This is a genomic window from Mesotoga prima MesG1.Ag.4.2 (assembly GCF_000147715.2).
Taxonomy (GTDB): domain Bacteria; phylum Thermotogota; class Thermotogae; order Petrotogales; family Kosmotogaceae; genus Mesotoga; species Mesotoga prima.
Genome location: NC_017934.1, coordinates 2,784,124 through 2,807,008 on the forward strand (window position 1 = coordinate 2,784,124; position 22,885 = coordinate 2,807,008).

Annotated in this window: 17 protein-coding genes; 3 read left to right on the forward strand and 14 right to left on the reverse strand. The window is 46.6% G+C overall.

Annotated features, from left to right (window positions below; all coding sequences use genetic code 11):
- Positions 1-119 precede the first annotated feature (119 nt).
- The 8 genes from THEBA_RS12785 to THEBA_RS12820 form a co-directional block, all read right to left on the reverse strand.
- Positions 120-1,421 carry a hypothetical protein gene (locus THEBA_RS12785; protein WP_014731883.1) on the reverse strand — a complete coding sequence of 434 codons (1,302 nt, stop codon included), beginning with the start codon at positions 1,419-1,421 and terminating at the stop codon, positions 120-122.
- A 103-nt stretch (positions 1,422-1,524) separates the two neighbouring features.
- Entirely contained in the window at positions 1,525-2,796 is a 1,272-nt protein-coding gene (locus THEBA_RS12790; protein ID WP_014731884.1) for a DUF58 domain-containing protein, read from the reverse strand.
- Positions 2,783-3,733: an AAA family ATPase gene (locus THEBA_RS12795; protein WP_014731885.1), complete on the reverse strand. Its 951-nt coding sequence runs from the start codon at positions 3,731-3,733 to the stop codon at positions 2,783-2,785. The genes THEBA_RS12790 and THEBA_RS12795 overlap by 14 nt, the downstream gene beginning before the upstream one ends.
- Positions 3,734-3,882: 149 nt before the next feature.
- The gene (locus tag THEBA_RS12800; RefSeq protein ID WP_014731886.1) at positions 3,883-4,896 is read right to left on the reverse strand and encodes an extracellular solute-binding protein; all 1,014 of its coding nucleotides are present in this window, start codon (positions 4,894-4,896) and stop codon (positions 3,883-3,885) included.
- 15 nt (positions 4,897-4,911) lie between these two features.
- Entirely contained in the window at positions 4,912-5,700 is a 789-nt protein-coding gene (locus THEBA_RS12805; RefSeq protein ID WP_014731887.1) for an ABC transporter permease, read from the reverse strand.
- Positions 5,700-6,593: an ABC transporter permease gene (locus THEBA_RS12810; protein WP_407656316.1), complete on the reverse strand. Its 894-nt coding sequence runs from the start codon at positions 6,591-6,593 to the stop codon at positions 5,700-5,702. Before THEBA_RS12810 ends, THEBA_RS12805 begins: the two co-directional genes overlap by 1 nt.
- Positions 6,574-7,722, reverse strand: coding sequence for an ABC transporter ATP-binding protein (locus THEBA_RS12815; RefSeq protein ID WP_041928324.1), 1,149 nt, complete (start codon positions 7,720-7,722; stop codon positions 6,574-6,576). The genes THEBA_RS12810 and THEBA_RS12815 overlap by 20 nt, the downstream gene beginning before the upstream one ends.
- A 49-nt stretch (positions 7,723-7,771) precedes the next feature.
- Complete coding sequence (locus tag THEBA_RS12820; protein ID WP_014731890.1) at positions 7,772-8,953, reverse strand: DUF401 family protein; 1,182 nt, start codon at positions 8,951-8,953, stop codon at positions 7,772-7,774.
- Positions 8,954-9,020: 67 nt separating this feature from the next.
- Between THEBA_RS12820 and THEBA_RS12825 the strand changes: the two genes are divergently transcribed.
- A complete protein-coding gene (locus THEBA_RS12825) occupies positions 9,021-9,956 on the forward strand; it encodes an alpha/beta hydrolase family protein (RefSeq protein WP_006489459.1) in 936 nt (311 codons plus the stop codon).
- Between the two features lie 706 nt (positions 9,957-10,662).
- Here THEBA_RS12825 and THEBA_RS12835 read toward each other — a convergent pair.
- The gene (locus THEBA_RS12835; protein ID WP_014731892.1) at positions 10,663-11,622 is read right to left on the reverse strand and encodes a GNAT family N-acetyltransferase; all 960 of its coding nucleotides are present in this window, start codon (positions 11,620-11,622) and stop codon (positions 10,663-10,665) included.
- A 117-nt stretch (positions 11,623-11,739) separates the two neighbouring features.
- Between THEBA_RS12835 and THEBA_RS12840 the strand changes: the two genes are divergently transcribed.
- Together THEBA_RS12840 and THEBA_RS12845 are read left to right on the forward strand one after the other, a co-directional pair.
- Entirely contained in the window at positions 11,740-12,909 is a 1,170-nt protein-coding gene (locus THEBA_RS12840) for a TraB/GumN family protein (protein WP_006489455.1), read from the forward strand.
- Positions 12,910-13,443: 534 nt separating this feature from the next.
- A complete protein-coding gene (locus tag THEBA_RS12845) occupies positions 13,444-15,942 on the forward strand; it encodes an ABC transporter substrate-binding protein (protein ID WP_014731893.1) in 2,499 nt (832 codons plus the stop codon).
- A gap of 386 nt (positions 15,943-16,328) precedes the next feature.
- Here the strand turns inward: THEBA_RS12845 and THEBA_RS12850 are convergent, their stop codons facing one another.
- From THEBA_RS12850 to THEBA_RS12870, 5 genes are all read right to left on the reverse strand, one after another.
- Positions 16,329-16,958: a class II aldolase/adducin family protein gene (locus THEBA_RS12850; RefSeq protein ID WP_014731894.1), complete on the reverse strand. Its 630-nt coding sequence runs from the start codon at positions 16,956-16,958 to the stop codon at positions 16,329-16,331.
- Positions 16,959-17,592: 634 nt separating this feature from the next.
- The gene (locus tag THEBA_RS12855; RefSeq protein ID WP_014731895.1) at positions 17,593-18,819 is read right to left on the reverse strand and encodes a transposase; all 1,227 of its coding nucleotides are present in this window, start codon (positions 18,817-18,819) and stop codon (positions 17,593-17,595) included.
- Positions 18,820-19,396: 577 nt separating this feature from the next.
- Entirely contained in the window at positions 19,397-20,803 is a 1,407-nt protein-coding gene (locus tag THEBA_RS12860; RefSeq protein WP_014731896.1) for an FAD-binding oxidoreductase, read from the reverse strand.
- Positions 20,800-21,798, reverse strand: a complete 999-nt coding sequence (locus THEBA_RS12865) for an electron transfer flavoprotein subunit alpha/FixB family protein (protein ID WP_014731897.1) — start codon at positions 21,796-21,798, stop codon at positions 20,800-20,802. The genes THEBA_RS12860 and THEBA_RS12865 overlap by 4 nt, the downstream gene beginning before the upstream one ends.
- The gene (locus THEBA_RS12870) at positions 21,791-22,588 is read right to left on the reverse strand and encodes an electron transfer flavoprotein subunit beta/FixA family protein (RefSeq protein ID WP_014731898.1); all 798 of its coding nucleotides are present in this window, start codon (positions 22,586-22,588) and stop codon (positions 21,791-21,793) included. The genes THEBA_RS12865 and THEBA_RS12870 overlap by 8 nt, the downstream gene beginning before the upstream one ends.
- Between the last annotated feature and the right edge of the window lie 297 nt (positions 22,589-22,885).

The following is a 22,885-nucleotide window of genomic DNA, read 5'->3' on the forward strand; positions in this document are numbered from 1 at the left end:
TGATTATAACACACACAACTGAATAAAATGCAAGCCGATTCCAAATGAATTTGATTATTTCTAAAATGCAAGCTGTTCAATATGCGAAAAGCCGCGCACATAGTAGTTGCTATGCATTATCAAAAGTTCCTTTTTTTTCTGTCCAGAAGTTCCTTCAGGCCCAGTAAAAGCTTGTGAAACTCTCTGCACTGATAGATTTCCGGTTCTAGATTCCCATATTTGACTGGAACATAGATTTCCGTAAGTTCAATTAGAAGATGCTTCAGCGAAGCCTCCGTCTCCTGAATCAGTTCGAAGGGAGTTAGCTGGCAATACTCTTCAAAGTAGAACTCTCTTAACCACTTGTAGCTTGAGATAATGAATTCTCTGTCCTCACTGAATTTGGGAGGTACAGACGCGCTTTGACGAACCTCCGTCAAGATCGTGTCTTTGGATTTAAGAGTTGAAGATACAGTCTGGTTCTTTCTAGCAATGACTGTCACAAAATACGCAAGAAGGGCAGAAAGAAGGAGAATTCCAGCTAGAGTCGACCATCTGAGAATATTGTAAGCCGCCGATTTGTTAAGGATGGCTTCGGGTTCATCTTCTTCGTTTTCTTCAGGCAGTCCTGTAACCGATTGGGAAGGCGCAAAGGACGTCTGATTGGAGGGACCGCCCGTCCCTAATACGATCTCTTCGGAAAGAGGGAGAGATCTTAAATACATGAATCCTCCAATCAGTACTGCCACTATCGAAAGAAGAACAATAGACGGAGGGATAAGACGACTCCATCGCCCCATTTCCAGGATGGCCTTCCTGGATACAACAATTACAAGGATCAAAGCTATTGTGTAGAATCCAAAGAGAAAGACAGAGTCTATAAGCCGTACCTCGGCGACTTCTTCAAGGACAAGAAAGTCGAAATCATCTGCAGAACCTCTTGAAGAGGGTCGAGATGTCAATACCGTAGCGTCTTTGGTGAGACCCTCTTCTGGGAATAATTCCTTTTCGCTTTCTACTAGGTTGGCCGTAGAGGTTCTTTCTTCATTTGATAAGATGCCTCCTCTGTAGTTTCCCAAAAGGCTCAGAGAAAGCAGGGGGATCAAGATTGATAGCAAAAGGAAGAGTCTCGGAACATTGCGTGTCATGAGAAGTCTGACAAGGATTACGGCAAGTGTAATGTAAGCTCCGGTTTGAAAGAGATTGGGACTAAAAGAAAGCGAAACTCCTACCATGAAGAGACCGGGAACTGCAAGACGGACACTTCTGTCCATCGAGAGTATTACTCCCACAATAGATCCCAGTGCAGAAAGCGATTGTACGACATCCGTTCTCAAGACGCCTATAAGCAGTATCGTAGTAGTGAAGAGTAAGACCGGGAGAACGAAGTAGATACTGCAGCCGGCCTTCGTTCTTCCAAAGTAGAAGAGAAAGCCTACCATTCCTGCGAGGATTAGTGCTAAAACAACTCCACCGGAAAAGAACAGCTGTACATAACTGACAGCGAATACAACGATCGAGGCGGCTATAGAGGTTTTGTCTATTTTAGAGATCTAGAAGCACCTCCTGAATCGACTGGTCGTCTCCGACCACTCGTACGATTATCTGCTCTTCTTCGAGGAAGGCCGCGCGTTTCTTAAGCTCATCGATCGTTTTCGGAAGCATCTGATAAGATACGTTTCTCTTCATCCACGGTTCTCTGGGACTGAACGGTATTATAAGGACTACGACTCTACTGGCGTGAGACCTTGCCCTCAAGAGTTGGGGCAGAATCTCCTCGCCGAGATATAGCGATATTAGGACAACAGTTGTCGAGGGATCGAACTGTTCAAGGTCGTCTTCAATTATTTCGCATAGCTGAGATCCATGATCGATACCCTTTGTATTTGAAAGGGCTTCGGCGAAGTCTATCCAGTCTCTTCCCCGATCGCTCAATCTCAATACCTCTTCTCCCACGCTTACCAGTCGTATACTTCCTCCGGATCTGTAGGAAAGCCTTATTAGACCTAAGGCAAGCTGAACGGCTATCTCTTCGTAATCTATCCTTATCCTTTCCCAGACATCACGGGCAAAGACCTCTCTCGAAAGATTCAGATCCAGATAGAGAACTGTTTTGCTCACGGCAGTGTATCCAAATTCCTTACTCATTAGCTTTCCGAGTTTTGCCGAGGCGTTCCAGTGTATCCTGTTCAAAGATTCTCTCTCGTATTCTTTTATTCCTTTGAAGTCAATGGGATCTTCCATCAGTCTGAAGTCGCTCTCTCTTCCGGGAAGTAGTTCTCTTAACCTTAGAGGAAAGGTTTCAAGATCCATCACTTTGGGAAGTACAAGTACCGATTGAGGCGTATAATACGTGGCGCTGTGAGAAAAGAGTCCCAGCGGATCTCTGCAGGCAACGATTAGTCTCGAAAGATCCTTCTCGCCGCGTCTTCTGAAAACCACCTTGGATTCTACTCTGCTGTCCTCGGTAGAGGAAAGGGAGATCGAGCTCTCTCTTGGTGCTGCGTACTCTCTCTCGGCTCTAATGACAGGGATTACAGTGAGACTGAGAGAGATGAAAGGTACCCTCTGAATATTGTGAACGAGAGTAAGGGTTTCGCCCGGAAAGAGCCTTTCTCTATCAACGGAGCGATCTATTGTAAGATTTTTCAGGATGAGTTTAGAAAGATAGTAGTAGATCCATACAACCGCAGAAAGGGTCAAAAACATTGCCGAATAAACATTGAAAAAGAAAAGAGACCAACCGACAGAGAAGCCCGTCGCAATTATGAGCGGTCCTTTTCGAGATCTTATCTCCTCCAGCTCAAGTCTTTTCATTATTGATCGGTATTGGGAGAGATTCGACTATTTCGTTTATTACATCCCTGTTAGTCCTTCTCATAAGCCGGGCTTCAGGCTTGATTATTATTCTGTGGGAAAGAATATCGCAGGCCGTTTCCTTGACATCATCGGGAATGACGAATCTTCTGCCCCTGATACCTGCAAGGGCCCTGGCCGTTTCCATAAGGGCGATCGATCCCCTTGGACTTACGCCAAGCTGTATGTCTCGGTGGCTTCTGGTCTCGTTTACGATGGAGATAATGTATTGGAGAACGGAGTCTTCTATTTCTACTTCCTTGACCTGCTTTAGAACGGAATCGAGTTCGTCCTGACCGGATACTGGCTTTAGAGAAGTTATGGGATGTTCGTCGGAGATTCCCTTTAGAAGTTTTCTTTCGCTTTGCTCATCGGGGTATCCCATCGTTAGGGAGATGGAGAATCTATCAAGCTGCGCCTCGGGAAGCGGAAACGTTCCTTCAAACTCGACCGGGTTTTGAGTGGCAATTACGAAGAAGGGTTTCTCCATCTGGAAACTCCTGCCGTCAACTGTAACCTGTCTCTCGGCCATCGCCTCGAGAAGAGCGGACTGCGTTCTTGGGGTCGTTCTGTTTATTTCATCTACGAGAAGAATCTGGGTGAAGATTGGACCCTTTCTGAAGTTGAACTCGTTTGTCTTGAGGTTGAGAATACTTATGCCGGTTACATCACCAGGCAGAAGGTCCGGAGTGCACTGCAATCTGTTGAATTCCAGCCCGAGAGAAATCGCCAGGCTTCTCGCCAGCATGGTCTTACCCACGCCCGGCACGTCGTTTATCAAGACGTGTCCACCGCTTATCAGAACGGCCAGTACCCTCTCTATAGTCTTTTCCTTTCCAACGATTACCCTGGAAATATTCTCTTTGATCTTGCTTCCGAATTCTCCAATAGAAACCATCTTTCACCTCTTAGGAAGTCTGCAGCCTGTAGAAGTGTAACACATGCAAACAAATGCTCGCAAACCCTTCCAACTTTCAAAGAAAAACGCATCTCTTCTAGGAGACGCGTTTTTTTGAACGAGCTCTGATTGCCTTGTTAGGCTCTATACTAAAGGCCGAACCGAATCTCGTTCCACAGAGAGTTGTAGATTCTAAGATCCTCTCCAAGGTCCTTTATCAGTTCTGTATTTTCCATCTCTTTGGCAGAGTAGACAGGTTCTTCTTCCATAAGTTCTCTTGCCGGTACATTCGGTGAAGGTAAGAGAAGATAATCAGAAATCTTCGCGGCAACATCCGGCCTCAATATGTAGTTGATGAACAAGTGGGCGTTATCGATATTTTTGGCCCCCTTCAGGATTACAAAACTGTCGATCCACAAAGTGCTGCCTTCAACCGGAATGAAGAAATCGATGTCCTCGAGCTCCTCTTCGGTCGCCTCATAGAAGATATTTTCGCCATAGCCGTGCACAACCCAGAATTCCCCTGATAACACGCCTTTAGCGAAGAGTTCGCTGTCGAATTTCGCAATGTTTTCCTTCCAGGTAAGTATTAGTTCCTTTGCCGCCTGGAGCTCAGCCGTGTCTGTTGTGTTTACCGAGTAACCAAGAAACTTGAGTGCCGCTCCGAAGACCTCTCTCATGTCGTCCAGCAACGACATCATTCCCTTGAACTGGGGCAGTTCAAAGATCTTCCAAGACCTAGGATAGCTCTCTACGTACTTCGTATTGACTGCAATTCCCGTAGTTCCTACCATGTAGGGAATGCTGTATGTGTTTTCGGGATCGTAGTACATCTGCTCAATGACAGAGGGATCGATATTGACCAGATTGGGTATCAGAGATTTGTCTATCGGAATGAGCATATCTTCCTTGATCATTATGCTAGTGTAATCTGCAGAGGGCATTGCAAGATCGTATCCTCGTGCTCCGGCCTTGATCTTGGCGAACATTGTCTCGTTCGAATCGTAGCTGTCGTAAGTCACATTTACGCCATACTCCTTCGAAAAGGCTTCAATAACCTCACTGGGAATGTAGTCCGACCAACCGTAGATTATGAGATTTCCCTGACCTAGTGTGAGCACGGAAACGAAAAGTATGGCACCTACGATTGTCAGTTTCTTCATCAATTGTCCCACCTCCTAAAAGATTAGCTTCCTGAATCTGCTTCCAAAGAAAGAGATGAATAGAGTCCCAACCAGGAGCAGAGTCGAAAGCGCATTTATTACCGGGGAAACCCCGAACTTTATCATTGAAAAGATCTTTAAAGGCAAAGTGGTAGATCCCGGACCGGCAACAAAAAAGGTAATGACAAAATCGTCTATCGACAATGTCAGACTCAGCAGAAAGCCTGCCATTATCCCTGGCATTATCATCGGAAGAATCACTTTTCTGAAGACCTGATTGGTCTTCGCGCCCAGATCTCTTGCCGCCTCGACCACAGAATAGTCGAAGTCCTCCAGTCTGGTCATCACCGTCACCGTGACATATGAGACACAAAAGGTTACATGCGCTATGAAAATCGTGAAAAGACCTAATGGAATGCCTATTGCAACGAAGAATATCAGCATCGATACACCCATTAAAATGTCCGGGATTATGAGGGGCGTATAAACCAGTATGCCGAGGTAGCCTTTCAACCTTGACTGATACCAGTAGAGGGCCATTGCCGAAAAGGTTCCTATAGCTGTCGCCACAAGGGACGACGAAAAAGCTATGATGACTGTGTTGAGAAAGGCTCTCCACACATCGGCCTGTCTGAACAGCTCAGAATACCACTTCAAAGTGAAGCCCGTCCACGAAACACCCTGTCTGGAGCTGTTGAACGACAGTAGAACTAGAGCGATAATCGGCAGGTATAGAAAGACGAAGGCCAGAGTGGCTATGGTCATAGAGAATCTGCGCTTCCCGATTACCTTTTTCGTCTCCATCAAATCTCCTCCTCGTTCATATAACTTTCGCGAACGGTAAGCCGTCTCTTGGTCTGGACTTTGTTTATTCTCATATAAACGAGGAGACCCAGAGTGGAGATCAACAGAAATATCATCGAAATCGCAGAAGAGGAGGGCCAGTTCCTTGCCGCCGTCAGCTGTTTGGCAATTAGGTTTCCCAACATCGCTCCGTCGGTCCCACCCACAAGGTCGGGGATAGCGTAAGAACCGAGGGCAGGTATGAATACCAGGATTATTCCTGCTATGATCCCCCCTCTGATCGAAGGGATAAGAACCTTCATTATCGCCTCGGTTCTCTTTGCACCTAGATCCATGGCGGCTTCTACGAGACTGAAGTCGAACTTTTCTATCGCGCTGTAAAGCGGTAGTATCATGTACGGAAGATACATATAGGATATGACAAGTATTACTGAACCCGGCGTATACATGAGCGTCAAGGGTCTATCGAAACCGATGAGCTGTAAAAACGAGTTAATAACCCCATTTCTTCCAAGAATAACCATCCACCCGAATATCCGCACAAGGAAATTCGTCCAGAATGGGACGATTATGAGGGTTAAAAGGATATTGCTTCTCTTCGAGGTAGCTATGAAATAGGCAGTTGGCAGTCCAATTCCCAGACATATGACTGTTGAGACAAGAGATATCCACACGGTCTTCCAGAGTATCTGCCAGTATCCAGCACTGCCGAGCATTCTGGTGTATGCAGCGAGTGTGAAGGGAAGTTCTACTCCTCCATATATTCCCGGAGTGAGAAAGCTGTACAGTATGATTATCAAATATGGAATCAAAAAGAAAACGGTAAGCCACAGGACCCCGGGCATGGAGATCAGAAATCCGGTCAGATTCCGCTTACTCTTCAACAGGAACACCGCCTGTCTCTCTTAATACATAACTGTCATCGGCAAACCACCAGACATAGACATCGTCTTTCCACGTGATGATTACTTCATCGAACAAGTATCTAACGTGTTGCTTGAACGCCTTTAGATATGATTGGCCAATAGCTACCGTGTACTTCGTCTGATTCCCAAGGTAGATAGTCTCGTCGACGACGCCCTTCAGCACATTCAACTTGACACCTTCGGGAGCAACCGGCATATCCCTAGTAACCTTAACCTTCTCAGGTCTCAACGATACCTGAATTTCCTGCCCCTCTATCACTTCCATATCTTTGTAGAACCAGATCTCTCCAAATTTCTCGGTGTCCAGCAGGAAGTACTCGTCTTCTACTTTCACGACATTCCCTGTGAAGAAATTAGTTTCTCCTATGAAGTTGGCTACAAAGGCGTTTACTGGACTCTCGTAGACTTCGAAGGGTGTTCCAAGCTGTATGATCTCCCCCTCATTCATGACGGCCACATGATCGGAAATCGACATAGCTTCACTTTGATCGTGAGTTACATAAATAAACGTTATGCCCACTTCATCATGAATCGTGTCTAGCTCTACCAGCATGTGTTGCCTTAGTTTCGCGTCGAGAGCCGCAAGGGGTTCATCGAGAAGCAACACTGTCGGTCTCCCCACAAGGGCCCTTGCAATTGCCACTCGCTGTTTCTGACCTCCGGAGAGCTGGGAAGGCATTTTCTCAACGTGGCCATTGAGACGCGTAAGCTCTATCATTTCCTTGACCTTACGCCTGACCTGATCCTCTGGCTCTCTTCTCAGTCTAAGGCTGAACGCAATGTTCTCGAATACATTTAGATGAGGAAAGAGTGCGTAGTTCTGAAAAACAGTATTGACTTCCCTTTCGTTTGGGGGTGTACCGATAATGTTCTTTCCGTTGAGAGTTATGTTTCCGAAGGTGGGGTCCTCAAATCCGGCGATCATTCTTAGTATCGTAGTCTTTCCACAACCGGAGGGACCCAGAAGAGAGAAGAACTCGCCCTGTTCTATCGTAAGAGAAACGTTGTCCACAGCAGTGAAAGAATCGTCGAAGATCTTGGTCACGTTCGAAAGGACAACGGAGTACTCTTTCAATTCATTCTCACCTCCAGTCATCGTTAGAGCAAGTAACAGTATAGCCTTTTGGGTCTTCAGTTGTGTTAATTCAAGTTGACTTAAGTAGCACAAAGACGACAATGCCGGCCGCAACCGAGAGCAAAGTGACCACCGATATCCTCTTTATGATTCTCGGATACTCGACTTTAAAGTATTCGCTCGTCAAAACGAGACAGAGGTGGACCGGCGAAACCAGAACTCCAACAACTGCGAACGTGTAAGCGAGAATCGTTGTAGCAAGTGTACCATAACCGTTACCCATACTGAGAATTAACGGAAGACTGAGACCTACCCCGGCCTGAGTTACCCCCGTCATGAATCCCATTAGGAACGGAAGAAGAATTACCAGAGTCAGGGGCGGTATCGACCAGGCGATAAGCTCGCTGCCCATAGATTGCGGAACTTCTGCGATTTCAACAAGGTCTTTGTAAAAGAAGACAGTTAAAAGCAAGATAAACGTCTTGTATTTGAGAGCCGCTAATAGCACCTTTTTCTTGTTCTTATTGAGAAGCAAATAGACTAGCGATGTCCCGAGGACGGACAGCCAGCCCGGCTGATTAAGTATCACCAGTATGATTACTGCGATTATCGGCCAGGCGCTAATCAAAAGCTCTTTTAACGCCGAGCGACTGTATCTGATCTTGATCGGCTTTCGAATCATCAGTAAATATCCGGTAACCAAAGCGACAACCCCTATGGGCATTAGCCAAAGGACAAGCGTATTGAGTCTAATCCTGGATATGCCAGATGCAATAACCAGAGCAGGGTACAGAGGCCAGAAGAACTCCATTGCGTGCCTGAACCAGTAGTTGAAGACAAGGCCGTCTTCATTTGAAATAGTGGGGTCGGATTTTGCTAGATCTTTAACCATGGGCGCGGAGAACATTGCCCCGCCAGGCATCGGAAGGAGTCCGATTATCGCAGGCATCAACGCAATCGAGACTCTTGGCTCGGGGAAAAGACTTTCAACGGCTCTTACAAATCTTGAAGAATTGCCGCTCTTGTCCATCGTTTCACCCATCAAGTATATGGAGAAAACAGTGATGATTACCTTCCAGAATTCCCAGTCGCTCACCTCTTTGGCAAAAGCGTTGAAATAGTCTGCAGGTGGAATGAGAAGAACAATACCCAAAGATATCACTGAAAAGAGGAGTGACAAAGAGATGTCCTTAAAGAGTTTTAGAGATACAATCAAAACGACGATTGCAATTGCGACCGCTAAAGTATTCATCCGTTCCTCCCAGAAGGTACAGGTTAGCTTATCGAATTATTATATACTTTTATAGAGGTAGATGTAAATGGAAAAGGAGATTTTCGCAAAGCGTTATTCCGATCACCCAGAGATTATCGAGAGATTGGAAACAAGCAAAGGTTCTAAGATCTTCCTCAAGTCGAATTATCCAGGCGAATATCCGGAGAATGGCAGCATCCCTCTGTACCTTTACGAAGGGGGCAGAAAAGGGACGGTGCTGTTTTTTCATGGAAGGGGAGAGAAGAATCTAGATTATCTCAGGTGGTTCCCGGAGAACCTCGCGAAACACGGTTACTCCGGTGCCATGATGATACTTCCCTTTCATTTTGAAAGAACCCCCGCCGGCCACAAATCGGGGGAGTTGTTTCTGGATCCCAGGACGGATGTTCTAAGAGAAAGGTTTGAAAACGCCGTTGTGGATGGTTTGACTACTTTAAACTACCTCAAGTGGGAGTGCCCCCCACCCTACTTCCTCATGGGCTACAGCTTCGGGGGTTTTATCGCGGTCATTACCGCAGCGTTAGAACCTTCCATAAGTGGATTGTCGCTTGTTGTCACCGGAGGCAATTTCTATCACATTACCTGGAAAAGCTTTGTGACCGGAGTAATGAGGGTCAAGTACGAAGAAGACGGATCCTGTAATAGAGAGAAATGCCGTAAATTGCACGAAGTAGATTACAGAGAGTTCTTGAACTCACTACAGAAGCCTGAAATCGAAATCGGGAGTGCTCCGATCTCGTGCTTCGAATACGACCCCCTGACTTACGCAAAGTTTGTCAGGTGTCCCACTCTCTTAACTGGAGCTCTTTTCGATATTTTCATTCCTAGACCTTCTACGAGAGAACTCGCCGAAATGCTTCCAGATGCTACTCTTCGCTGGATGCCTTCCGGCCATCTTACCTCCATATTGTTCAAAAAGACGATATTGAAGGGTTCTATCGATTTCTTCGAAAGAAAATGTAAAGGGAAGAGTGTTCTCTAAAACGCGCGTATCCTCCGCGGTCGCGCACACGCGCGAGGATCGAGGATAGAGGCCAGTGGTCAGAGCAGAAAATTAGTTGCAAGATGCAGTTCCAAGTTGCAGTAAAAAAGCTTAACAAAACGGGTCTGGGGTCTCGTAAAGAGAACCGGCTCATCAATTCACGGTTTTACTGTAACTTAGAAAGTTATCCTGACATCGGTTTGTGGAAGTCCCTCACTCTGTCATCCCGAACTTGTTTAGGGATCAAGGTTTCGATCTTATCCAAGAACGAAGAACCTGGACGCGCAGCGTCGGAACGAAGAACCGATGCTTCTTGGCGGAAACGGAGGACCGTTGACGAAAAACGGTTTTTCATAAGCGTACAGGGGTTCTGCAAAGGATCTCGCTCCCAAACCTCTATTTCTTTGTTTCTTGCATCCTGGCGCGTAAGCGCCAGCATCGCTTCCTGCGTAGCAACCTCACTTCCCCGGACGCTTTTCCGGGCATCACTTCCTGGGATGATTTTCCCAGCATTACTTCCTCGCGCCAGCAAGCCTCACTTCCCGATGTAGTCGGCTTCGCCTCCTGCCGAAGGCAACTTTGCGTCCGCCGGTGTTCTTCGGCGCCCTGCGTCTAGTCTTTTATTCTTCTTTGCGCCTAGAGCTTGCAACTTGGAACTGACAACTCCAAACTGTCCTCTGCGCGAGGCTGAACTGGCCGTCTGTTTTCAAATGTAATCAAATCCGTAGTTTGGAAGAGAAAGAGGCAGTCCTTTGAATTTGCTGCAGCAAAAGACTTCCTGGTTGAATTCCGCCAATGACAGTCTTTCAACGGTCTCTATGAATCTGTCATAGTCTTCTGAAGGCATAATCTCCGTGAAGTAGCCCTCCATTTGATCAAAGAAGCTTCTTTTGGAGATAATTTTCGCCGTTCCGGGAAACTCGAACGGAAGGCTCTCCTCTGCCTTGAAGTGTCTTTCGGCGACGATTATGCATCCCTTGAGTCCGAGTTTTTCGATATAGCCCCTTGTCAATGAGATTACGTCTTTGCTGCCTCCGCCGTATTCAATCACGTAATGATTGTCTTCTCTCTCGACAACGGTAATGTAAGCCTTTTCACTCAAGTACGTTTTTGTCTTACGTGCCTCCGCGTAACCCGTTGAGAAGGTTTTCTCGAAATCTGTGAAGTTCCTTATGTATCTCAGGGGTTTCATTCTGTAAAGATCGAGAATCTTTCCAATGTCCGAAATTTTCGCTTCCCTCATAGATGCCGTTCTTCCCGGCTTCACGAGAATTCTTTTCGTGCCTGGTGGCCTGACCGCTCCGAACCGCTGATATAGGCCTCTGCCTCCGGAAATTATGAGTAGTGATAGGCCTATATCTATAGCATGTTCTTCGGCCTTCGCAAGAGTCACGGCTCCGTAGTTCTTCCCACGGTAGTCCGGGTGAGTGCAGACTGAACCGATGAGACCGACCTTCATCCTGTGTCCGAAGAAAGAGATTTCCCTAGGGAGTAAGCCGATCATCGACACCGGTCTTCCCTTCTCCTTAACGATTGTCATGTTTTCCACATTCTCTTGCGAAAACAGCACAGGAAAGATCTTTCCCATTTCACTTTTGAAGACAAGAGATGCAAGGTCAACCATCCCTTGTAGGTCTTCGATTTCTGCTCGTGCGGGATTGCTCAAGAGAACACCTCCCATGAATATCTAATGAGCTATATAATTGATAATCTCACAAAGAAGAGTTGGGTGCAAGATTGTGATTAAATAGAATTTGATAGTCAAATCGAAAGGGTGATTTCGTTGTCCGAGACAGTACACAGAATAATGCTTGATGACAAAGAATTGATAATTATCGGTACCGCTCACGTATCAAAGAATAGCGCCGAAGAAGTAAAGGCGATTATCGAAGAGGAAAAACCCGATTCCGTTGCAATAGAACTGTGCAACTCCCGATACCAATCGATACAGGATCAGGATAAATGGAAGAAGACCGATATCGCAAAGGTAGTTAAAGAGAAGAAGTCTTTTCTTCTGCTAGCTAACCTCATACTTTCCTCTTATCAAAAGAGAATGGCAAAACAAATAGGAATACAGGCAGGACAGGAGATGCTGCAGGCTATTGAGTCGGCAAAAGAGACAGGAGCGGAGCTTGTTCTTGCAGATAGAGATATTCAGGTCACTTTCGCAAGAATATGGGGAAATCTTGGCTTCTGGGGAAAGACGAAACTCTTCTTCACTCTAGTTTTGTCTATCTTCAGCGATGAGAAGATAACAGAAGAAGATCTCGAGAAAATGAAGTCGGGGGATATGCTGACCTCTGCGCTCAGTGAGCTTGCCAAGTCCTTTCCTCAGCTCAAGGAGTCATTGATTGACGAAAGGGACAAGTATCTCGCCCAGAAGATCAAGACGGCTCCGGGAAAGAAAGTCGTCGCCGTAGTTGGTGCCGGGCATGTCCCGGGTTTGAAAGAGGCCATAAAAGAGGATCAGGATCTTGTTGCACTCACGAAGATCCCTCCTAAGAAGAAGACCGGTAAGATAATCGGCTGGACGATCTCGATAGCGATCATCGCCTTGATTGTTTCAACGTTAATAGTGAATCGCGATGCAGGGTTTGATCAGATTCTAAGCTGGATCCTATGGAATGGATCGCTTTCTGCTCTAGGAACTCTTATAGCTTTTGGTCACCCTCTCTCTATACTGACGGCGTTCTTTGTTGCCCCTGTAAGCTCATTGAATCCGCTTCTGGCTGCGGGATGGTTTGCCGGACTTGTGGAAGCGATCGTAAGAAAGCCCAAGGTCTCGGATTTTGAGAACCTGAACGAAGATGTAAACTCCTTCAAGGGTTTTTGGAGAAACAGAGTCACGAAAATCCTTCTGATTGTGGTATTCGCGAACGTTGGAAGCAGTGTAGGCACTTTCATTGGGGGAGCCGAAGTAGTTAGAATTTTCATCAATTCTTTCTTCGGGTAGTAGCACGAAAGTGCTATCATATCGTACTAATTAATTGAATCAAGGTGAGGAATTCTAATTATTTGAGTTTGGTCAATATTGTCGGATAGATTGGTATTTCAGGTCTTGAGACCAAGAATCTGGATAACAAGAAATTATCAAATCATTGAAAAAGGAATAATAAGTATTTATGTAATGTTCTAAAGCTGGAAAATGAACTTCTCAGCGTTATCGAAAAGCTATTTCATGAAGTATTCTCGCACAATAAGGAGTTATAGAAAGACAAAGTAACAGGGCTGGTTTTATCTGGCAAAGACACCGTAAATTGGGCCTATTTGTTCTTCTGATTTTGCATGTGAATGTAATATAATAATCTTGCAAATACATTAGCTTCTTCGTGAAGCATGGATTACTTCAGCATCGACAATCAAACACACTGATTTTTCGTTCTATATTTATCTCTCTCGTTTCTTGCCACTACGTAGACGAAACAACTTTATCCCAGTTCAAGTTGTGACTCGATCGAAACGCTAATTTCTTAAGGAGGCGAAGGAAGTGAAGAAGCTAACTTATGTGCTGTTGGTCATGCTATTGCTGCTGGGCGGACTTGCTCTGTCCTCGCAGAAGGGACCTTATCCTGATCTTGTTTACTTCAACGTGAGAATGTCGGAAGAGATCGCGCTGAAGGACACGGCTGAAGGTCTTACAGATATATTCATGTGGGGTCTTTCAGGGCCACAGATCTTCGGGCTGGATCAGGCCACTAGAGACAAGCTTGACCTGTATGCTGTTCCATCAGGATCCTGGTCGCTACTGATGAATCCGATCCCTAACAAAGCGCCATATGTCGTTGAAGTTGGAGGGAAGGAGTACTTCAACGCCTTTGCGATCAGGGATATCAGATTCGCGATGAACGACCTGATCAACAGGCAATACCTTGTTGACGAGATTCTCGGAGGAGCCGGGACACCGGCCTTCACAATGGCTACTACTGGCCAGCCGGGAACGTACAGGTACAACCTTCTCGCCACAAAGTTTGGCTTGACGGCTGAGGGGAACGAAGCGAGAGCTTTGCAAGTAATAGAAAGCTCTATGCAAGCTGCAGCCGCACTACCGGAGAATGCCGGAAGACTTGTCAAGCAAGGAGATGGGTTCTGGTACTTCGATAATGAGCCCGTAACAATCAAGATTGCTATTAGAGTCGATGATCCTCAAGGTCGTCTAAAGGAAGGAGATTATATCGGGGATCAGCTTGAAAAGGCGGGACTGAAGGCGGAAAGGTTGTACTGGGACAGGATTAAGTGCAGTAACGTCGTCTACGGAGGCGATCCCGCAGAGTTTACCTGGCAGATGTATACTGAGGGCTGGGGAGCCGGTGCGACGAGGGCCTTCTGGGAACATATCGTCGCGCAAATGTACGCTCCCTGGTATGGATACATGCCGGGCGGAATGACGGAAGGCTTTTGGAATTACGAACAGGATGAGATCGATGAAGTCACGCTAAAGGCTTACACCGGTAACTTCTTGACAGAGGAAGAGTACTGGGAACTTGCGCTAAGAGGCCTTGAACTCGGTTTGGAAGAAGCTGTTAGGATATACGTTGTCAATCAGCTCGACTTTTTTGTCGCGAACGCATCAAGACTCAAGCAGAGGTTCGCATATGGGCTGGGAGACGGTCTAAACACATGGTCGATAAGAACGGCCGTTACAGATGACCGAACGCTATTCATAACACAGTTCTCGGCTATGGGGTCTCTCTTCATGGATGCCTGGGACCCGATAGGAACAGACGGTTTTGACAGCGTCTATTCGAATTACATTGCCGAAAACCTTTACGATTCAGCGATGTTTGAAAGCCCCGCTTCGGCTATTCCAACACCTCTAAGGGCCGTACCGGTTGAAGTTCAAACTAAGGCCCGACGTAATGAAGAAGGAGACGTTGTCGGAGATTACGAAGTGCCCGCAAATGCTATCAACTACTGCCCGTTTAACGAAGCCTGGCTACAAGTTGGAGAAGGAAACAAGTCGATATCCATGGCTACCTATGAATTCAAGTTTGGCAAACTTCACCATGGGCAGCCGATCACGATCGTTGACTTCCTATATGCTCAGGCATTCCAGATGGAGTGGGCGAACAAAGAGGGCGACGATGATCTCCAATACGAACAGGCATATTCTTCTTCTCTTAAGAGTGGTCTCGATACAATCATAGGTTGGGTTTTGAACGAGGACGACACCATAACCGTATACTTCAATTACAACTTCCCGGCAAGCAAGGAAAGAGTTGCTAGCTGGGCAGCACCAGGTATAAGTGTTTCTTCGTCGGGTCATCCAGTTGGCTGTGCCTGGGAGATAGCAGAAGCCATGTCTCTCCTTGTAACTGAAGGCAGCGAATCCGGTACTGCTTACTCAATTACAATGGATCCCGCCTTCACAGAAGTAGATGCCATTGCTCCTGCTTGTGTGAAAGACATCCGAGCTAAACTTGTCGAGATGAAGGAAAGAAAGCATATTCCAAACTACATCAAAGAATTTGTCGACGAGGAATACGTACTTGGTAGATACGAGGCTGCAATTGAATTCATAGACAATTACGGCCACGCCTATATAAGCAATGGACCTTTCTATCTGTCGAAATTCGACTCAACTTCCAACTTCATAGAATTGAGAGCTTTCAGAGATCCTGACTATCCATACGAAGATACATACTGGATAGAAGAACTGAAAGCTATAAGGATGGAGATAAACAGCTTGGAAACACCTTCCTTTGTGGCTAAGGGCAGCGATATTCCCGTAAATGTCTACGTATCAGAAGTGACCTATCCAATAGATGAGGCAGTTCCTGCCACAACAGGAAAGGTTACTCTATCCCTGATAGTTGGACAAGAGACACGGGAGTTCGAAGCCGCAATGACTGAAGCCGGACTATTCGAGTGCGTGATACCGGCAAGTGCCGTCATGGATCTCGATCCAGGATCCTACGATATCATGGCCATTGCCGAGCTGGAGGGAGCCATTCCCGCTTCTGCTTCGACTTCGATAGTAATCTACTGATAAGGTTCAAGTTCAAGAGGCAGTGTCTACTACGACACTGCCTCTTCTTTCATTTGTCCTGTACAGCGACTAAAGATGGAGTGGAAGTCTACAAACCCACCAGACGGACTTCTCGTGCACAGTCTGTTTTTTTCAAACTGAATAAAGCCTTCTGAAATATCAGTAATTCGGTAAAAAGAGAATCGAACCAAAAACAATCGTGAAGTCTAATTGAAGGCAGCAGCGGTTTCCAGTGGATAAACTCTTTTGACAAGTATATATTTTTCGAGTAAAGAGACAAAACTCCTTCCTTTGAAAAGCAACTGGAGAGAATAAATTCACCCTGAAACGCGGTTTTATAGGCAATCTCGGGTGCTTCTGCGTGAAAATCTAAAGAATGGCTGAAACTACTCCTTAGATCCTCTTATTTTTTTCAAGAACTTCTCCACATCTTCGGAAGGGATTTCGAGGTAACCGGGTTTGGCACCGGAAAGGAGGGTGATCTGAGCCAGAAACTCCAGCGTCTCGAGCTTTGCATATGCCTCTTCAATACTACTTCCGCCGACTGTAACACCGTGGTTTCTCAAAACGAAGGTTCGCGAGCCAAGCTTCAAACCCTCGTCGAATACCTCCGCAAAATCATCCGTACCAGGCATTCTGTAGGGAAGATAGGTTATCGGAGCCAGCATGAGCGCAGTTTCAGGAAGAATATTCACAGGAAACTTCTTCTGCTGAACTGCGATAGTTGTCGCGTAAACGGGATGAGCATGGAAGACGGAAACCACGTCTTCACACTCTCTGTAAATCTTCAAATGCATCCTGTATTCCGATGATGGTTCGCGCCTCCCACTAACTTTCCTTCCATTCAGATCTACCTCGACAAGATCCTCTTCCGTGAGAAAGTGCTTCACCATTGTTGTGGGGGTAATCACAAAATGATCTCCATTTCTAACGCTCATATTTCCACCGGTACTCTCGGTAAGTCTTCTGTCCCATGCCAGCCTCGCGAAAAGGACCAGCTCTTTTCTCAAATCCATAGTGACCTCCATTTTGTTCTATATTTTGTTCCATATATAGCATGAAATAACTATAAGTCGATTCTATTATAGCCAGTCACGCTACACGTGACCATCAGGCTTTTCCTGGCCAGTCTATCCTTTGGCGGGACGCATTGCACCAAGGAGCAGCAGTAGTCGCAATGACAGCAAGCCTCTGAAAAAGCGATGCTTACGCTTGCACACCAGGAGGCAAGAAACAAAGAAATAGAGGTTTGGGAGCGAGATTCTTTGCAGAACCCCTGTACGCTTATGAAAAAACCGTTTTCCCTCAACGGTCATCCGTCCTCCGAGAAGACCAAGTCGTCCTTGGTCCTTCGTCCAAGAACATGGACCCGTCCTTCGGGAAGACTGGTTCTTCGTTCCGACGCTGCGCGTCCAGGTTGTTCGTTCTTGGTAAAGAATTCCGTCATGACTGAAAAATGAGGTCCGTTCTTGATGTGAACACACCCCGTCGACGATGAAGCCGTCGACATCCTTCTCCAGAGGGGATTAAAGAACTTTTCAAGATCCCAGAACCTTACTTGCTCTCTTTGCTTTTCCCTTCTCTCTACTCTCTGAATAATGGTTTGGCTTCTACTATGTCAACAGTTACAAAAAAGGCAGACTGAAAGGATCAAGCAGTAGACCGGCAGGTAGCTACTGAAGATACTTTCAGCGAGTATTCAGGCTTCTGTTTTCTCTCCTTTTTAGAAGTAGTATAATCAGAAGGAGGATTCCTCTTGAGGAATTTCTCTTCTGAGTAGGGAGTCAAATCCCTAAGCATGGCGAAGGCGATTTTGAGGATGGTGTTCGCCAATGCACGGAGGGCATGAGCAGAGCTCTTGCCCTCGCTCTTTTTGTTGTCGTAGAATCTTTTCATCCATTTAGAGCTATTTGTTGCAGCAAGACTGGCTATATGAAGAGTCCCTCTGAGATAGTGATTGCAGTTACTTCTCATCTTGGTGGTATTCTTGTTACCGCTTCCATAGTAAGTCGGAGTAGTTCCCGCGTACCTTTGAAGGTCTCTGTAGGAACTGAACTTGTGTGTTAGGTAGGCAACTATGAGCTGGCTGGCGATTATTACTCCCACTCCAGGTAAGGTGAGAAGCACACTGAATTCGCTTTTCTCAATGATTTCTTTCATCTGCTTGCCTATCTCTTCCTTCATCACTTTCTTCTCCATAGCGTACCTTGAGAAAGCGACTATCAATGTCCTTATGGAAGCTGGCACATATCTTTCAAGCGCGATTTTTCTGAGCTCCTTCAGCTTGCTTTTGAGATTGCTATTTATCAGGAAACCCATCTCTTTAAGCTTCAGGAGTATCTCTTTATCAGACATTGAGAGAAAGTCTTTTGCAGTAGGACAGATGGATATAAACGCCAGTTTTCTGGCGGAAGTGCCACTGAAAACTTCTTTCACCTCCGGCCAGTACCTTTCAAGGTATGCATCCAGCCTTCCTATATCCTGCATCATAGATACATTTATCACAGCGTTCTCTTCAACCAGTACATCCAGCTCAAAAGCTATCCCTTCCCTCTTCACTTGCAAACACCATTCGGGGTTATGCTCATAGGTCATCGCTATTACCTTCGAATCAATGAAATCGCTCTTGCCTTCTATCACGAAGAATGACCTGGCTTCGCTCGATCTCCTGCTTGGAAGTATGTACACCTGCCTGTTGTTCCTTAGAAGATAATCGACGATCCTGTTATTGCCATCCTCAATAACATAGACCGCCTCCTTTATCTTCAGAAGCTTCGCAAAATCTTCTTCCTTGTTCTTTAAAACTAACTTCTTACCCTGGTGCAAAAGATAACAGTAATGCTTCTTTCTTCCCCAATCAATTCCAACTATCTCCATAACTGCACCTCCGTTGCTTGTTTGGCAGTTTGTTGAGTGTTTCGTTTACCGCTGTTTTGGTCCTGAAGCATTCCTGCTCCGGATATTCTACTATCGTTCCTGAACACTCCTGGATGCAAGATGTTCTTGCCCAACCGAAGCCCAGATCCCGAAACAAGTTCGGGATGACAATTTGAGGGACTTCGCAAACCCGCTGCCCGGACAACTTCCTCAGTTGCATTGAAACCCTGAATTGATGAGCCGGTTCTGTTCGCGAGACCCCAGACTCGAGACTCGAGACCCGTTTTGTTGGACTTTTCTACTCACACTTGCAACTGGTTTTTTGCTCTTCCGACCACCAGCCTGCTACCCGCAACCCCGGTCTTTCGGAAGATCAGATCCCGAAACAAGTTCGGGATGACAGCCTCAATAGCACTGGGGTCGTGATGGTTTAACCACTTGTATTCGCGAGACCCCAGACTCGAGACCCGAGACCCGTTTTGTTGGGCTTTTTTACTCGCAACTCACAACTTAGAACTTGAGACTGGTTTTTTGCTCTTCCAACCTCTGACTACTGACCTCTAACCTCGGTTTCTTTTCAAAGATCCACTATTTTCCCCGGATTGAGTATGTTGTTTCTATCAAAGGCCTTTTTTATGCCTCGAATTAGGTCAAGTTGCGCTTCGTCTACTATCGATGCGAGATATTTCTTTCTCTTGATACCTATACCGTGTTCTCCGCTGATGCAGCCCCCTAACTCTGTGGTTTCGTCAAAGAGCTCTTTCTCGGCCAGCGGGAGATTTCTGTCCCAATCTTCCTGTGGAAGGTCTCCCTTTATAAAAGTGACATGGACATTTCCGTCTCCGGCGTGGCCAAAGGCAATCATTTCGAGTCCGCGCTTCTTTGCGATCTCTTCAGACCTCTTTATTAGCTTAGGTATATTCGCCATCGGAACGGAGACGTCTTCCATGCTGTGCACCGGGCTTATTGCGGCCAGTGCCTCCGCAATCGACTTTCTGGCCTTCCATAGTTTGTCTCTCGTATTCCGGTTGTCTGCCACAAAGGCTTCAAGCCCGCCCGCTTCGATGGCGGCTTCTCCGAGTTTGACGTAATCGTCGAATATCGAATCCTTGCTGTTGCCTTCGACTTCTATTATCAGATGAGCTCCGGCGTCAGCGTACGGAAACTCGATGTTCAGGAAGCTGCAGGCCGCCCTTATCGACGAGCCATCCATAAACTCCAGAGAAGTAGGGACAACACCTGAACCGCTCATCAATCCAGGTACTGCTGCAATTGCCGTGTCGATATCCGGGTATGGTACGAGCAAGGCCACCGAATACTTCGGCTTTGGCAGCAGCCTCAACGTTATTTTCGTGACAATTCCAAGCGTGCCTTCAGATCCGACCATTAGATGGACGAAGTCCAGGCCGCTGACATCCTTCAGTCTTTTTCCTCCGAAATATGTGATCTCGCCTGAGGGCAGGACTACCTCAAGGCCGTAAACATGGTAACCTGTCGGTCCATATTTCATGACTTTGTTCCCTCCGGCGTTTTCCGCAACGTTGCCCCCGATCGAGGAGCTCTCGCTGCTGCAGGGGTCACCTCCGTAAACGAGGTTATGCCTGTCTGCCAGTTTCTGAATTTCGCCGGTTATCACTCCCGGTTCGACGGTAATCATCATATTTGCTTCGTCGAACTCGAGAATTCTGTTCATCTTCTCGAAGCTCATGACGATTCCACGGTATGAAGGCACCGCGCCTCCCGAAAGGCCCGTTCCCGCACCTCTTGGGGTAACTGGAATCAGATGCCTGTTTGCGAATTTCATGATCTCCGACACTTCCTGAGTACTTACAGGGAAAGTGACGACCTCCGGTCTAACGGCTTTCAATTCCGCCGTCTCGTCTCTAGAATATCTATCCAGTGACTCCTCATCGTATTTGACGGGGATGTTAAGTAGTGATTGTAACTCTTCGATCAGGTCCGCGTTGAGCCGTCCGTAATTCATCTCTTCACCTCCGACTCAAGAGACTTTGCAAGTTCGTTCAGAATCTCGACAGCGTCTCCAACAAGCCCAATATCTGCGAAGTTGAAAATCGCAGCGTTCCTGTCTCTGTTTATCGCAACGATGAACTCTGCGGTTTGCATCCCCGCAATATGCTGAACGGCGCCGGAAATACCCGCAGCGATGTAGATCTTCGGTTTAACTGTATGGCCGCTCAATCCGACCTGAGCTTCGTGTCCTATCCACTTCGAATCAACGATCTTCCTTGAAGCGCCAACGGTTCCGTTGATCATTTTTGAAAGCCTGAAGATCGGTTCCATGTTTTCAACCTTTCGAAGTCCCATGCCTCCGGCGATTATCACTTCGGCGTCCTGAACTCCCTTCTGCCCCGCTCCTATTGGATGAAACTCGATTAGTTTTGCTTCAGTTTGGGTCAAATCTGGAGTCACTTCAAAGTTAACCAGTTCACTTTTGCTTTCATACGCTTCCTTCAGAGCCGAGAATGTCTTGGGCCTCACGGTGGCCATCTGAGGCCTGTGATTCGGGGTCTTTATCGTCGCCATTATGTTGCCGCCTATGGCAGGTCTTGTCTGAAGAAGATTTCCAGTTTCCTCTTCTATATCTAGGCCGGTGCAATCGGCCGTCAGGCCAGTCTTCAAGAGAGCCGCCAGGCCGGGCATATAGGTTCTGCCTGAAGTTGTGGCCGGTGCAAGTACGATCTCTGGAGCGAACTCTCTTACTATAGAAGCCAGAGTCTTAGTGTATGGTTCGAAATTGAATCTGGAGAAGCTTCTATCCACTGCCAGGATAATTCGATCAGCACCACCTGAGAAGAGAGAGTTGGCTGAATCTTCTTCGACAGGCTTGTCGGAAAGAACCACTACAGAAACCGTAAGAGGCCGCTTTATGGATAACTCCCTTGCCTTTCCAAGTAGTTCGAATGTACTTGAGTGGATTTCATTTCCTCTTCTTTCTGCGATTACCAGGAGATCACTCATGGTTCACCTCCAGATAGGGTGCCAACCTCTTTTTTATCTCATCAATTCCGTCTCTGATACTGCTTCCCTCATACATCTCTACCTTCCTAGAGAGCTTCGGGGTTCCTATTCTTACTACCCTTGTGGGTGATCCTTTCAAGCCGATCTCAGATGGATCTAATTCCAGAAAATCGTTGCCGATCCTCTCTACTGATGCGTTTCTCGCGAGTTTCTTTCCATTCAAGGTAGGGAGTCTGGGTTCATTGACATCCTTAGTCACCGAAACAAGCGAAGGTAGGGGTAGCTTCCATATTTCCTTTCCTTCTTCCACTTCGCGTTCGATTGTTATGCCCGATTCATCTAGCTCAACTATTCTCGAAACATATGTAGCAACGGGAATACCCAGCATAGCACCGGTTTCGGGGCCCACCTGACCGGTCTCACCGTCGGTAGCCTTCTCTCCGGCCAGGATTAGGTCGAAGGGACCTTCCTTTTCCGCAAACCTCGCGAGAGCCATTGATGTAGCCCACGTATCGGCACCTGCGAATTTACGGTCAGTCAGCAGAACCGCCCTGTCGGCACCCATTGCTATTGCTTCCCTCACGGCCTCTTCTGCTGCTGGTGGTCCCATAGAAACAACCGTAACGGAGTGATCTCCAGTCTCTTTAATTCTCAATGCCGTTTCCAGCGCGTGCAGGTCGAGAGGATTGATTACGGTGCCAACACCCTCTCTTATCATTGTTCCCGTCTCTGGATTGAGCTTCACCTCATCGGAGTCCGGGACCTGTTTTAGAAGAACGAGTATTTTCAAGACAATTCCCCCCAGGCGTGTATTCTCTCTTCAATCTTAATACACGTGTCGATTACTTTCGCGGCCTTAGTCTAGATTATGGACCGAAAGTCCATGAAAGACTTGTTTTTAGCCACTTGATTATTATTGACTGTTATGCTTTGAAAACCGATGAAAAATTAATCAAGTGATGTAATTGTTAGCACAAAGTGGAAGTGCACAAATGTAGACTGCAAAAACTTTTAGGTATTTTTCCATAATATTGCTTTTGAGTTAATGGAAAGTACTTTGTAGTCTGCTTGCGAGCGATAAATATTA